Source organism: Duganella sp. Root1480D1 (assembly GCF_001427305.1).
Classification (GTDB): domain Bacteria; phylum Pseudomonadota; class Gammaproteobacteria; order Burkholderiales; family Burkholderiaceae_D; genus Rugamonas.
This window is the reverse complement of sequence record NZ_LMFZ01000049.1, coordinates 87873-101715: the sequence shown is the minus strand read 5'-3', so window position 1 is coordinate 101715 and position 13843 is coordinate 87873. Positions and strand designations below refer to the sequence as shown.

Sequence of the window (13843 nt, the reverse complement as noted above, 5' to 3'; positions counted from 1 at the left end):
TTAGTTGCGGGGCCGGGCGGCCATCCTGGCAGCCGCATGATGCGGCCTGGCGGTGCGTTTTTGCAAATGGAATCCAGGCGGCAAGTCTGCGCGCATGGCTTCGAAAATCAGGGGATGCAGTTCGGCGGCGCGGCCGGACAGGACAATCGGCCGCTCGCCGAAGCGCGTCACCAGCGCCAGCGCCAGGCGGGCCAGCTCGCGTCCGGCCTGCAGCAGGATGTGGCGGGCGGCCGGGTCGGCGCCGGCGCTCATGGCGACAGCCAGCGCCAGCTTGCCGATCTCGCCCCGCTCCTGGGTGTACATGAAGTTGCGCGAGAAGGACCAGTCGCTGCCGCCCACATGGTCGAACACCGCATGGGCCATCGGCGAATCCTGCCATGTGCCGGGCTGCTCGTCCTCGCCGCGCCAGATGCGGCGCATCGCTTCGCGCGCGATCCAGAAGCCGCCGCCGGCATCGTCCAGCATGACGCCGCGGCCGCCGGCACGGTGGAATTCGCCCTGTTCGTCAATGAAGGCGGCAATCGAACCAGTGCCGGCGTAGACCAGGTAGCCCTGGCCGGGTTCGAAAGCGTCGAGGTAGGCGACTTCGATATCGTTGCAGAGGGTGACCGCGTCCAGGTGCACCCCGAGCAGGGTGGACAGCCAGTCCATCAGCACATTGCCATCGCCGCCGAAACCGGTCAGCCCGGCGCAGATGCGCAGCGGCTTGCCGGCTTCCAGCACCTCCTGCGCCAACTGGCTGAAGGTGGCGTGGACTTGTTCACGGCCGGCTGGCTTGGCCATCATCAGGGCGGACAGTCCGGCGACCGTGCTTTCGGCCACAATTTCGCCTGCCGGGTCGGACAGCGCCCAGCGTGTTTCCGTGCCGCCAGCATCGATTCCCAGCCCTAAGGTACGATCGGTGTCAGGTTTGCCCATGATCTGTCGAGTGTACGTTGAAACGCTGTCATCTTGACATGAATGCGTGTGCGGCACTCATTCCAAAAAGTTATAAGGCAGCGGAAACTCGTGGACTTTCGTTACCTAAGCGGTCGACCGCCGACACCACCACGCTGCGGGCGGGCACGCCGCTGTCGTCGGTCAGCACCACTTCGCTGCGGCCGGCTGGCACTACATTGAAACGCCATTCCTCGCCATACCGCGCCCAGATGGCGAGATGGGTGGCGCGGGCGGCATTGCCAAGGGTAAGCGACAGCCCGCTGGCGTGGCGCTTGACTGCCACGGTCGGTGCGGGCGGCGCTTCACTGCCCAGCCATGGAGATGCCGGCACCAGTGCCGGCCCCTGGTAGCTGGTGGCTTTCAGCTGGTCACTCACGCCTTTGCGGTTTTGCATCAGGGCGGCGATGCTGAAATGGATGTGGCCATTCGCATTGGCGCGGCTGCGCATCACATCGACCTGCTGCACGATTTCGTCCGCCGTGAAGGACTTGCTGCTGTCGTCGATGCGGCTGGTGTACAGGCCCGGCCAGATATGGCGGCCGCGCTTGTTTTGCCCCAGCCAGTAATCGAGCAGCACGGGGAAGGCTTGCGGCTGCTGGGCGATGGGCCAGTAAAGCTGCGGCGCCAGGTAATCGAGCCAGCCGTTTTGCAGCCACAGTTCGGCATCGGCGTACAGCTTGTCGTACTGGCTGAAGCCTTGGATGCCGGGCGGGCGGCGGTCCGGGCGGCCAATGCCGAAGGGGCTGATGCCGAAGCGCACCCAGGCTTTTTCCTTGTGGATGCCGGTGTAGATTGCTTCGATCAACTGGTTGACGTTCTGGCGGCGCCAGTTGGCGCGGTCCAGGGTGCCGCCGCCTTGCAGGTAGCGCTGGTAGGGGGCGCTGTCGGGGAAATCCAGTTCGGGCTTGTTGCCGTTCGATGGTGCGTCCAGCGCCGCCTCGCCGCCATTGGCTCCGGGGGCTTCGATCGGGTATGGATAGAAATAATCGTCGATGTGGACGCCGTCGATATCATAGCGGCGCACCACGTCCAGGATCACGTCCAGCGTTTGCTGGGCGGCGGCTTCTTCGCCCGGGTCCATCCATTGGAACTTGCCGTACTGGCGCACCACTTGCGGCTTGGTGTTGGCGATATGGTCCCGCGCGTTCGGCGTGCGGGCGGCGGAATGACGGGCACGGTAGGGGTTGAACCAGGCATGCAGTTCCAGTCCGCGGGCATGGGCCTGCGTGATCCAGAACGCCAGCGGATCCCAGGCTGGCTCGGGGGCCCTGCCTTGCTGGCCGGTCAGGAATTCGGACCAGGGTTCCAGCCTGGACGGGTAAATGGCGTCGGCGCTGGGGCGCACCTGCAGCACGATGGCGTTCAGGTGCAGGGACTTGGCGCGGTCGAGGATGGCGAGGGCTTCCGCCTGCTGGCGCGCCGGCGGCAGGTTGCTGCGGCTTGGCCAGTCGATGTTGGCGACCGTCGACACCCAGGCGGCGCGGAATTCGCGCGGCGCGGCAGGCGGTTGCTCGCCGGTGATGCGTTGGGGCGCCGCTGCCGAAGCCGCACTCGCGGCCGGAACCGGCATATTGCCGCTCCCGCCACCGGAAGGTGGTACCGCAGCTTCACCGGCGGCTGGCACGGTAGGCGTCGACGAACACGCTCCCATTAATGCGGCCACGCCGGCCGCGGCGGCGGCTATGGTCAGCCGCCTTTTCGCATTAAAAGCCAAAACCTAATCCTCACATCAGCAGGAGCCGTATTCTACCTATTCCCGGCCAAACGCCGGGTCTATCTTGATCAGTGCCGTCATGATGAAGGCCGGGATAGTCGCCGTGCAGGCAAAAATGAAGAAGTGCTGGTAACCCAGGATTTCCTGCAGCTTGCCGCTGGCCATCTGCGGAATCATCATCCCAAGCGCCATGAAGCCGGTGCAAATCGAATAATGCGCAGTCTTGTGCTCGCCCTGGCTCACCATGATCATGTACATCATGAAGGACGTGAAGCCCAGACCGTAGCCAAACTGCTCCACCGCCAGGCAGGTCGAAATCCAAACAAAGTCCTGCGGCTGCGCTTGCGACAGGTAGACGAAAATCAGGTCCGGGATGTGGATCGCAATCGCGAAAGGCCACAGGCAGCGCCTGAGGCCAAAGCGCGCAATCAGCCAGCCGCCTGCCAGGCCGCCGAGAATCAGTCCAATGATGCCGACGGTGCCGTAGGCGATGCCAACGTCTTCGGTGCTCAGGCCAAGCCCGCCTTTCGCCAGCGGGTCTTTCAGGAAGGGCACCACCATTTTCAGCAACTGCGACTCGCCAAGGCGGAACAGCAACAGGAACAGCAGGATCACAACGATGCCGTCCTTGCGGAAGAATGCTGCGAAGGTGGCGAAGAATTCTTTCATCGGCGCAGACGATCGCACCGCCGGTGCATCCTCGGCCGGCTTGGGCAGCGCGAAGAGATGGTAGAGCGCCAACGCCAAAAATACGGCGCCCAGGGCGGCAAAGGCGACTGACCACGCCATATGCGGGTTGCCGGTGTGCTTGATGATTTTCCCAGCGAGGAAAAGCACCCCGCCCTGGCAGGCCACAGTCGCGGCGCGATAGAAGGTACTGCGCACGCCGACGAATTCCGCCTGCTGCTTTTGCCGCAGCGCGAGCATGTAGTAGCCGTCCGCCGCAATATCGTGCGTGGCGGAGCTGAACGCCATCAGCCACATGATGCCAAGGCTAAGCTGGAAGAAGTTCGATAGCGGCAGCGTGAAGGCGACCGAGGCCAGCGATACGCCCAGGACCATCTGCAGGATGGTGGTCCATGCGCGCTTGGTGCCGAGCATTTCGATCAGCGGCGACCACAATGGTTTGATCACCCAGGGCAGGTACAGCCAGCCTGTGTAATACGCCATGTCCGCGTTGGAGATGCCAAGGTCTTTATACATTGCGGTGGTCAGTGCCATGACCGCAAAATAGGGAATGCCCTGGTTGAAATACAGTGTCGGGACCCAGCCCCAGGGGCTGCGTTGCTGCGCTCGATCCATTACGTCCTTTCTTATCGGCCGGGACGAGCGCAGGGCGGGTCAAATGGCGAGTGCGCCGCGCACGCTGCCCCTGGCCTGGTCCAGCAAGTCTCCCGCTTGCTGAACCGTGGTTTTCTTTAACAGGGCGACCACCGCCACTTTGACATGGAAGCCGCACTGTTCCAGCGCTGTGCGGGCTGCCGCTTCGTCGGCACCGGTGGCGTGCATGGTGAGCCGCACCGTGCGCGCAAACAGCTTCGCATTGGTCGGCTTCAAGTCTACCATCAAGTTTCCATAAACCTTGTTCAATCGCACCATGATCGCGCTGGAGATCGTGTTCAGCACGATCTTCTGCGAGGTGCCGGCCTTCAGGCGCGTGCTGCCGGAAATGATTTCGTAGCCGGTGTCGAGGGTGATGCCGATTTCGGCTTCCTGCGTGAGCGGCGAGCCAGGGTTGTTGGCGATGCCGACAGTCAATGCACCGGCTTTGCGCCCCGCCTCCAGCGCGCCCAGCACATAGGGCGTGGTGCCCGATGCAGCCAGCGCCAGCACCACGTCATGGCGCCCGGGGTTCAGCGCCAGCAGGTCGCGTGCGCCCTGTTCGCGGTCATCCTCCGCGCCTTCCACTGCCTGGAACATGGCTTCCGTGCCGCCGGCAAGGATGGCGACCGCACGTTCATGCGGCCAGGAGAAAGTAGGGTAAAGCTCAACGCTATCGAGCACGCCGAGCCGGCCTGAAGTCCCGGCGCCGACGTAGAGCAGCCGGCCGCCCGCTTCGATGCGGGGCACGGCAGCTTCGACTGCTTTGGCAATAGCGGGGACGGCGGCACGCACGGCTTGCACCGCGTTGAGCTGGTCATCGGCAAAGGCGGCGACCAGCTTTTCGATCGGATATTGGTCCAGCTCGCGATGTTGGGAACTGGGCGTTTCGGTCTTCAGCATAAAACGAGTGTAATGCCAAAATGCCGGGCCCCCCCATGACAGGACTTGCGGAGCTTATGCCCCCAGGTTATGCAGCCCGGCCTACGCGGCGCGGCGCATCTCCGCCACGAAGTCGTAATGATCGCTGCGGCAGTAGGAATGCGTGAGCTCGATCGCCTGGCCCGACTCAAGATAGGCGATACGGGTAATAAACAGTACGGCCTGGCCTTCCGGCACTTCGAGCTGGCGCGCCAGCTCGGCCGAGGCATTCATGGCGCGGATGTGCTGCAGCGCGCGTGCCGGCCCCTTGCCGACCGAATCCAGGTATTGGTAAAGCGAATCGCCGATCAGCTCCGGATTGGGGACGATGGTTTGCGGCAGCACCGATACTTCATACGCCATCACCACGTCATCGGCCAGGCGCAGGCGTTCCAGGCGCGCCACACGGGTATTGGGCGACAGGCCAAGGCTCAACTGCTCGTCGGCACTGGCGGCCACCAGCGCGCGCTTGAGCCAACGCGAACCCGGCTTGTAGCCGCGCTGCGAGAGTTGTTCCGAAAAGCTGGTCAGGTTCGACAACGGTTGTTCAATGCGCGGCGCGATGTAGTTGCCCGAACCGCGACGGCGCACCACCAGGCCCTGGTCCACCAACTGGTCGATGGCTTTGCGGGCGGTCACGCGCGAAACGTTCAGCAATTCCGAGAGGGTTCGTTCGGAAGGCAGCGCCTGGTCGACCTGGTAACGTCCGTTTCGAACATCGTCGCTCAACTTGCGGGCAATCTGCATGTACAGCGGCGAATTGTCTTGTTGATCTGGTTTGAATTCAACGCTGGTGAGGCTCATTACATTTCTCCTATAACTGCTAGTGTAATAGCGAAAGAGAAATTTCGCTGCTCTTTTCATTTGGCTTTAGAGCCCGATACACCGGGGTTATAGGCAGATAATCAGTTTTCATTAGCTGCCTGAAAGGGCGGCGCCGTATGCTGTTTGCAAAAGGAGAATGCATGCAAAAAGGGATACGCGCCCTGATCGGCGCAGTACTGTTGGGCAACCTCGGCCAAGCTGCGGCGGGCAAGCTGGATGCGGAGCTGGCGGCCATCGTCAACGATGCGCAGCGGCCGCTGTCGGGCTTGTCGGTGCTGGCGATCCGCGATGGCAAGGTGACTTATCAACAACAGTTCGGCTTGCGCAGGATTGATACCACGGGCAGCGGCGGCGCGGCGCCGGTAACGCCGCAGACCATGTTCCGCATCGCTTCCATTTCCAAAATGATGACCACCTTCGGCGTGATGAAGCTGGCCGAAGAAGGCAAGCTCAAGCTCGACGCCGATGCCGGCGATTACCTTGGCTTTGCCTTGCGCAATCCGAATTATCCTGAGCGGGCGATCACGCTGCGGCATTTGCTGAGCCACACTTCGACCTTGCGCGACGACGGCGGCTACTTCTGGAGCGCAGGCACGGCCTTGCGCGCGGTGCTGGTCCCGGACGGCAAGATGTGGGCGCGCGATGGCGAGCCCGGCCAATACTTCACTTATTCCAACCTGAACTGGGCTGTGATCGGAACCATCATGGAGCGCGTGACGGGCGAGCGTTTCGACCGCCTGATGAAACGTTTGCTGCTGGCGCCGATGGGACTGCGGGGCGGCTATAACCCGGCAGAATTCAGCCCGCAGGAGGTAGCAGATACCGCCACGCTATACCGCCGCCGCACGCGCGATACCGAAACCTGGGATAGCAAGGGGCCCTGGATCGCCCAGGTCGACGATTTTGGCGTGGCGGCGCCGCAGGATCCGCCAGGGCTGGACAACTATGTGATTGGCACCAATGCCACCCCCTTCAGCCCGACCGGCGGCCTGCGCATCTCGGCTGGCGATTTGGGCAAGATCATGCTCATGCTGATCAACCATGGCCGCCATGAGGGCAAGCAGATCATCAGGCCGGCTTCGCTGGCCCTGATGTTCGGCGAACAATGGCGCTTCAACGGCCGCAATGGCGATACGCTGAAAGGGCTTTACCATAGCTGGGGCCTGGGCACGCAACGCTTCGTCGACGTGCGGGGCAATATGGGCGGCATGCCGCAGGATGGCCGCTTCAATGCAGTCGGCCACCTGGGCGAAGCTTATGGCCTGGTCTCCACCTTCGCCGTAGACTTGAAGAAGAAACAGGGCATCGTGTCCCTGATCGGGGGCTTTGGCAGCGATCCGGACGCCGCCCCGGGCCAGCACTCGGCGCACACGCGTGCCGAGGAACAGATCCTTGATGCGATTTTCCAACGCGCCGTCCTGGGCCGCGACGACTGAACTACAATACGTTTAATTTTCCACACGGCAATACAAATCGGAGACTGGATGGCGAGAGCACGGCAAGTGGTGGTGATTGGCGGAGGCGTGGTCGGCCTGGCGTCGGCGTGGTGGCTGCTGGAAGCAGGCTTCCGCGTGACGCTGCTCGAGCGCGCCCCGACCGTTGCCAGTGCTGCCAGCTATCGCAATGGCGGCCAGCTCAGTTATCGCTATGTCTCCCCGCTGGCCGACGAGGGCGTGCCCAAGAAGGCCATGCAATGGCTGTTCGAGCGCGACGGCCCATTCCGCTTCCGTCCCGAAGCCGATTACCGCCAGTGGCGCTGGATGGCGCAATTCCTGGCCAATTGCAAAGCGGAGGCCAATGCCCGCACCACCGCCAAGTTGCTGCAGCTCGGCGAGTTGAGCCGGATGTCACTGTCGTTGCTGGAACTGAAACTGCCGCTGCGGGAATTCAACTGGCGCAATGCCGGCAAGCTGGTGGTCTACCGCAGCGAGGAAGCCTTCAAGGCGGCCCTGGACAAGCCCGATAACGACGAAAACCGCGCGGTGTTGTGGGGCCGGGATACAGCCCGCATCGAGCCGGCCCTGGCCCAGTTGGCGCCCAAGCTGGCCGGCGGCATTTTCAATCCCGGCGAAGCGGTGGCGGATTGCTATGCCTTCTGCCTGGCGCTGGAAAAGCGCATTTACGCCCACCCGCGCTTCGAGCGCTGCATGCACACGGCGGCGCGCACCATCTTCGTCGAAAACGGCAAGGTGACGGCAATCGAGACCGATGCCGGCTGGCTGTCGGCCGATCATTATGTGCTGGCAGCAGGCATCCAGAGCCGCGACCTGGCTGCCACGGCCAACCTGGACCTGCCCATGTATCCGCTGAAAGGCTACAGCCTGACGGCGCCGATCCGCCACGAGCATGTGGCGCCGAATATCAGCGTGACCGACTTTGAGCGCAAGACCCTGTACGCCCGCATCGGCAAGGAATTGCGTATCGCAGCCATGGTGGACATGGTGGGCGAAAGCACGCGCATCGACCGGCGCCGCATTGCCAGCCTGTCACGCCTGGCGCGCGAATCGATGCCGAATGCCGCCGACTACGACAAGGCGGAGGCCTGGGCCGGCCTGCGTCCAGCGACGCCAAACAGTGCCCCGATCATCGGCCCGACGCCTTACCCCAATTTGTGGCTTAACGTCGGCCACGGCCCGCTGGGATTTACCTTCGCCTGCGGCAGCGCCAGCCTGCTGGCCACCCTGATGCGCGGCAATGAGCCGCCGTTTGAACTCGACTGCCTGGCTTACAAGCGTTGACGCCGAGCGTTCGCGGTCGCGCTGGAGCAGGAAATCCGCTTTAATCCGTATCTGGCAGCTGGAGGTATTGGGCCGGCACGGCATCGGTCAGCCAGACGCCGTTTTCCGAAACGTAGAACAGGCGGCCGTCGCGTGCCATCTGGCCGGTCTCCACAGTCAGGATCACGGGGTTACCGTGCCGGCTGCCGACTTTTTCAGCAGTTGCCCGGTCGGACGAGAGGTGGACATGTTGGCGGGAGGCCGAATGCAGCCCGATTTCGCGGATCGAATCCAGGAAACGTGTGGCGGTGCCGTGGAACAGCTGCTCCGGCGGCGTGTGCGGCGCCAGGCCGAGGGCAATGTCGACGGAATGGCCCTGGTTGGCCCGGATTTTCATGCCATCCGCGCTGATTGCAAATCGCTGCTTGTCGCTGTTCTCAACGATGGATTGGATCTGGGGGCGGCTCAAGTTCGTGCCGCGGACGTTGGCAAGGGCGATCAATTCGTCGATCGACGCCCATCCATTCTGGTCCAGTACGAGCCCGATTTGTTCCGGTTGGTGTCGCAAGACCAGGCTCAGGAACTTGCTTATTTTTACTTCGTTCATGCCGACATGTTAGCACTAGGCACTGTCGGCTTTCTTTACTCTGCAGCAAATCAGAAGGGCCAGACCAAGGCCCAGCAAGGCGACCGTGCCCGGCTCAGGCACTGCCACCACCACTGGCGACTGGACCGGCGTCTCGAAGAGCGGGGGCGAACCGGTTTGCCCTGCTTGAGCCGGAGGCAATGCCGGGCCAGGCACGCTGGCCGGCGGATCGGCAGGCAAGGGAGGCGGCAGTCCTCTGAAAGGCGGTGGCTTGCGATTGAAATAAGAGGCCGGCGGCTGGCTGTAATTCATGTAGCTGAAATGGATACTGTTGACGGTATAGGGCGACGGCGTCGATATGATTGGATCTGCGAGCGCTTGGCCCCCTGTCATGGCAGAGCAGGCCAGCAGGCAGGTCTTGAACAAGGCATCAGCTTTCATTTTGCGCTCCCTTTCGGTTGGCCAAACTCCAAGCTTGACGATGCATTAACTGTACCTGCGTCTAAGTACTTGATTATCCAGTCACCTCCTGTATCAACCGCGCCAGGCGTAAAGAATTGCGACGCGCTTAAAGCAGCTGCCTGGCCTTGGGAAGCCACACCAGCCGGCGATATGGCGGATAATGGCGGGATGTCCAAATCCAAGACCCCTGTCGGCTGCCCATGTGGCGGTCCCACTTTTGAGGCTTGCTGCGGCCCCTTTATCGAAGGGAAAGCCGTGCCGGAGACGGCTGAGCAGCTGATGCGCTCCCGCTATTCCGCCTATACGCTCCGGAACGAGCCGTATTTGTTGTCGACCTGGCATGAAAGTACCCGTCCAAGCGAGCCACTTATTCAGCAGGACGAAAAGCTCCAATGGCTGGGACTTGAGGTAAAATCTGCTTTACGTTTACGTCAACGTAAAGCAGAAGCCCAGCCGAACGAGGATTTTGTCGAGTTCGTCGCCCGCCTGCGCGTGAATGGCCGTGGCCAGCGCCTGCATGAGCTGAGCCGCTTCCTGCGCGAACCGGGTGAAGGCGGCTTGCGCTGGTTTTACGTCGACGGCGAATTTCCAGAATAAGACAAGAGGACGAGACAATGCCGCATATCGAAAGCAAACTCAATCCGCGTAGCGAGGACTTCAAAGCCAACGCCAACGCCATGCAAGCCCTGGTCGACGACCTGCGCGCCAAGGTCGCCAAGGCGGCGCAGGGCGGCGGCGAAGCAGCCAGCGCCAAGCACGTGGCGCGCGGCAAGCTGCTGCCACGCGACCGCGTCCAGATGTTGCTCGATCCCGGCACGCCTTTCCTTGAGTTCTCGCAGCTGGCCGCTTTCGATATGTACGACAACGCCGCTCCTGCAGCTGGCGTGATCACCGGCATCGGCCGCGTCAACGGCCAGGAATGCGTGATCGTCTGTAACGACGCCACCGTCAAGGGCGGCACTTACTACCCGATGACGGTGAAGAAACACCTGCGCGCGCAGGAGATCGCCGAGCAGAACAACCTGCCGTGCATCTACCTGGTCGACTCGGGCGGCGCCAACCTGCCGAACCAGGACGACGTGTTCCCGGACCGCGACCACTTCGGCCGCATCTTCTTCAACCAGGCCAATATGTCGGCCAAGGGCATCCCGCAAATCGCGGTGGTGATGGGTTCCTGTACTGCCGGCGGCGCTTACGTGCCCGCCATGTCGGACGAATCGATCATCGTGAAGGAACAGGGCACCATCTTCCTGGGCGGTCCGCCGCTGGTGAAGGCGGCGACCGGCGAAGTAGTTTCCGCTGAAGACCTGGGCGGCGGCGACGTGCACACCCGCCTGTCCGGCGTGGCCGACCACCTGGCGCAGGACGATATGCATGCGCTGTCGATGGCCCGCACCATCGTTTCCAACCTGAACCGCCAGAAGCCGCAGCAGGGCGTGCTGCGCGAAGCAGTGGAACCGAAGTACGCGCCGGAAGAACTGTACGGCGTGATTCCGGTCGATACCCGCAAGCCTTTCGATATCCGCGAAGTGATCGCGCGTATCGTAGACGGTTCCGAATTCGACGAATTCAAGGCGCGCTATGGCACCACCCTGGTGTGCGGCTTCGCCCATATCTACGGCATGAAGGTCGGCATCATCGCCAACAACGGCATCCTGTTCTCCGAGTCCGCGCTGAAAGGCACGCACTTCATCGAACTGTGCTGCCAGCGCAAGATCCCGCTGGTCTTCCTGCAGAACATCACCGGCTTCATGGTCGGCCGCAAGTACGAAAACGAAGGCATCGCCCGTAACGGCGCCAAGATGGTGACCGCAGTCGCCACCGCCTCGGTGCCGAAGTTCACCGTGATCATCGGCGGCTCTTTCGGCGCCGGCAACTACGGCATGTGCGGCCGCGCCTACTCGCCGCGCATGTTGTGGATGTGGCCTAACGCGCGCATTTCCGTGATGGGCGGCGAGCAGGCGGCAGGCGTGCTGGCCACCGTCAAGCGCGACGGCATCGAAGCCAAGGGCGGCACCTGGAGCGCCGAGGAAGAAGCGGCCTTCAAGCAGCCGATCAAGGAGCAGTACGAAGTGCAGGGCCACCCATACTACGCCTCCGCGCGCCTGTGGGACGACGGCGTGATCGACCCGGCCGACACCCGCATGGTGCTGGGCCTGGGCCTGTCCGCTGCGCTCAACGCGCCAATCCCGGACACCAGGTTCGGCGTATTCCGCATGTAAGGAGATGGCGATGAGCTACGAGACCCTGACCATCGAGATCAACGACAAGATCGCCACCGTCACCCTGAACCGTCCGGAGGTGCGCAATGCCTTCAACGAGCATTCGATCAACGACCTGACGCGCGCTTTCTCGGAGCTGGGCCGCAACGAAAACGTGCGTGCCATTATGCTGGCCGGGAACGGCCCGGCCTTCTGCGCCGGCGGTGACCTGAACTGGATGAAGAAGATGGCCCATTACACCCACGAGGAGAATGAGGCCGACGCCATGCAGCTGGCGCAAATGCTGCGCACTATCTACCTGTGCCCGAAACCGACCGTTGCGCGCGTGCATGGCGATTGCTATGCAGGCGGCATGGGTCTCGTCTCGGCCTGCGACATCATCGTTGCGGTGCCGGAGGCGAATTTCTGCCTGAGCGAAGTGAAACTGGGTCTGATCCCCGCGACCATTTCGCCGTATGTCATCAAGGCGATGGGTGAGCAGGCTTCGCGCCGCTATTTCCTCACCGCCGAACGTTTCAGCGCCGCCGAAGCCCACCGCATCGGCATGGTGCACGAACTGGTCGCCGCCGACGCACTGGATGCCAGGATGGCGGAAGTGCTGAAGGCGCTGGTGACCAACAGCCCGAACGCAGTGAAGGAAGCCAAAGTGCTGGTGCGCGACGTGGTCGGCAAGCCGGTGAACGATGCGCTGCTGGCCGATACGGCCGAACGCATCGCCCACATCCGCGCTTCCGAGCAAGGCCGCGAAGGCGTGACCTCCTTCCTGGAGAAGCGCAAGCCGGGCTGGCTGAATTGAACGGAGCAGTTTTTGGAAGCAAACCAACAAAGCGATTGGGTAGCACGTAGCCTGAAGTCTGTCTGGCACCCGTGCACCCAGATGCAGCACCATGAAACGGTACCGCTGATTCCGGTCAGCCATGGCCGCGGCGTGTGGCTGTATGACCACCAAGGCAACCGCTACCTGGATGCGATCAGCTCCTGGTGGGTGAACCTGTTCGGCCATGCCAACCCGCGCATCAACGCGGCGCTGCGTGAGCAGCTCGACATGCTGGAGCATGCCATGCTGGCCGGTTTCACCCACGAGCCGGTGATCCAGCTCAGCGAACGCCTGGCGGCGCTGACCCAGCACAATCTGGGCCACGCCTTCTATGCGTCGGACGGCGCGTCGGCAGTCGAAATCGCGTTGAAAATGAGCTTCCACGCCTGGCGCAATATGGGCCAGGGCGGCAAGCAGGAATTCGTTTGCCTGAAGGGCAGCTACCACGGCGAGACCATCGGCGCGCTGGCCGTGACCGATGTGGCGCTGTTCAAGGATGCCTACGGCCCGCTGCTGCGCGCCACGCAGACGGTGATGTCGCCGGATGCGCGCCAGGCTGCCGAAGGCGAAACGGCGGCCGATGTGGCACGCCGCGCCGCCGCCGACGTCGAGCGCATGTTCACCGAACGCGCCGGCAGGATCGCCGCCATCATCATTGAGCCGCTGGTGCAATGCGCCACCGGCATGGCGATGCACGATCCCCTTTACCTGAAGCTGGTGCGCGAGCTGTGCGACAAGCACGGCGTGCACCTGATCCTGGATGAAATCGCTGTCGGCTGCGGCCGCACCGGCACCTTCTTCGCCTGCGAACAAGCCGGTATCTGGCCGGATTTCCTGTGCCTGTCGAAGGGCATCAGCGGCGGCTACCTGCCGCTGTCCATCGTGCTGTCGCGCGACGAGATCTACCAGGCGTTCTACGATGCCGACGTGACGCGCGGCTTCCTGCACTCGCACTCGTACACCGGCAATCCGCTGGCCTGCCGCGCTGCGCTGGCCACGCTGGATATCTTCGCCGAAGACCACGTGCTGGAAGCGAACAAGGCACGCTCGCGCAAACTGACCGAGGCGCTGGCGCCGCTGGCCAACCACGAGCACACCGAAAACTTCCGCAACCGCGGCATGATCTGGGCGTTTGACGCCGTCGGCGCCACGCCGGGCTTCTCGCGCCGCTTCTTCACCGAGGGCACCAGGCAGGAGCTGCTGCTGCGCCCGATCGGCAATACCGTGTACCTGATGCCGCCATATATCCTCAGCGATGAGGAAATTGACGGCCTGGCCGCACGCACGCTGTCGGTATTCGAGCAAACGCGGGTGGGCTGA

General features: G+C 62.9%; 13 protein-coding genes. 6 read left to right on the top strand and 7 right to left on the bottom strand.

Features of this window, described 5'->3' with window-relative positions; genetic code table 11:
* The 5 genes from ASD58_RS28475 to ASD58_RS28455 form a co-directional block, all read right to left on the bottom strand.
* Positions 1 to 918 (bottom strand): N-acetylglucosamine kinase, encoded by a 918-nt coding sequence (locus ASD58_RS28475; RefSeq protein WP_057265582.1) that lies wholly within the window; start codon positions 916 to 918, stop codon positions 1 to 3.
* 70 nt (positions 919 to 988) lie between these two features.
* A complete protein-coding gene (locus ASD58_RS28470; RefSeq protein WP_057265581.1) occupies positions 989 to 2653 on the bottom strand; it encodes a glycoside hydrolase family 10 protein in 1665 nt (554 codons plus the stop codon).
* 36 nt (positions 2654 to 2689) lie between these two features.
* Complete coding sequence (locus ASD58_RS28465) at positions 2690 to 3955, bottom strand: MFS transporter (protein WP_057265579.1); 1266 nt, start codon at positions 3953 to 3955, stop codon at positions 2690 to 2692.
* Positions 3956 to 3994: 39 nt separating this feature from the next.
* Positions 3995 to 4876, bottom strand: a complete 882-nt coding sequence (gene murQ / locus ASD58_RS28460) for an N-acetylmuramic acid 6-phosphate etherase (RefSeq protein WP_057265577.1) — start codon at positions 4874 to 4876, stop codon at positions 3995 to 3997.
* An 81-nt stretch (positions 4877 to 4957) separates the two neighbouring features.
* Entirely contained in the window at positions 4958 to 5698 is a 741-nt protein-coding gene (locus ASD58_RS28455; RefSeq protein WP_055939138.1) for a GntR family transcriptional regulator, read from the bottom strand.
* A gap of 161 nt (positions 5699 to 5859) precedes the next feature.
* On the opposite strand from ASD58_RS28455, the gene ASD58_RS28450 reads away from it, so the two are divergent.
* Together ASD58_RS28450 and ASD58_RS28445 are read left to right on the top strand one after the other, a co-directional pair.
* On the top strand, positions 5860 to 7155 hold the full coding sequence (locus ASD58_RS28450) for a serine hydrolase (RefSeq protein WP_057265576.1): 1296 nt from the start codon (positions 5860 to 5862) through the stop codon (positions 7153 to 7155).
* 48 nt (positions 7156 to 7203) lie between these two features.
* The gene (locus tag ASD58_RS28445; RefSeq protein WP_057265574.1) at positions 7204 to 8457 is read left to right on the top strand and encodes a D-amino acid dehydrogenase; all 1254 of its coding nucleotides are present in this window, start codon (positions 7204 to 7206) and stop codon (positions 8455 to 8457) included.
* Between the two features lie 40 nt (positions 8458 to 8497).
* On the opposite strand, the gene ASD58_RS28440 is transcribed toward ASD58_RS28445, so the two are convergent.
* Together ASD58_RS28440 and ASD58_RS28435 are read right to left on the bottom strand one after the other, a co-directional pair.
* Positions 8498 to 9043, bottom strand: coding sequence for an RNA 2'-phosphotransferase (locus tag ASD58_RS28440; RefSeq protein WP_057265572.1), 546 nt, complete (start codon positions 9041 to 9043; stop codon positions 8498 to 8500).
* A 15-nt stretch (positions 9044 to 9058) separates the two neighbouring features.
* Entirely contained in the window at positions 9059 to 9463 is a 405-nt protein-coding gene (locus ASD58_RS28435; protein WP_057265570.1) for a PEP-CTERM sorting domain-containing protein, read from the bottom strand.
* 189 nt (positions 9464 to 9652) lie between these two features.
* Here ASD58_RS28435 and ASD58_RS28430 point away from each other — a divergent pair, with 189 nt between their 5' ends.
* From ASD58_RS28430 to bioA, 4 genes are read left to right on the top strand one after another with little or no spacing between them, the layout of a single operon-like run.
* Positions 9653 to 10081 carry a YchJ family protein gene (locus ASD58_RS28430; protein ID WP_057265850.1) on the top strand — a complete coding sequence of 143 codons (429 nt, stop codon included), beginning with the start codon at positions 9653 to 9655 and terminating at the stop codon, positions 10079 to 10081.
* A 17-nt stretch (positions 10082 to 10098) separates the two neighbouring features.
* Positions 10099 to 11706: a carboxyl transferase domain-containing protein gene (locus ASD58_RS28425; RefSeq protein WP_057265568.1), complete on the top strand. Its 1608-nt coding sequence runs from the start codon at positions 10099 to 10101 to the stop codon at positions 11704 to 11706.
* A 10-nt stretch (positions 11707 to 11716) separates the two neighbouring features.
* On the top strand, positions 11717 to 12502 hold the full coding sequence (locus ASD58_RS28420; RefSeq protein WP_057265566.1) for an enoyl-CoA hydratase/isomerase family protein: 786 nt from the start codon (positions 11717 to 11719) through the stop codon (positions 12500 to 12502).
* 12 nt (positions 12503 to 12514) lie between these two features.
* Positions 12515 to 13843, top strand: a complete 1329-nt coding sequence (gene bioA / locus ASD58_RS28415) for an adenosylmethionine--8-amino-7-oxononanoate transaminase (protein WP_057265563.1) — start codon at positions 12515 to 12517, stop codon at positions 13841 to 13843.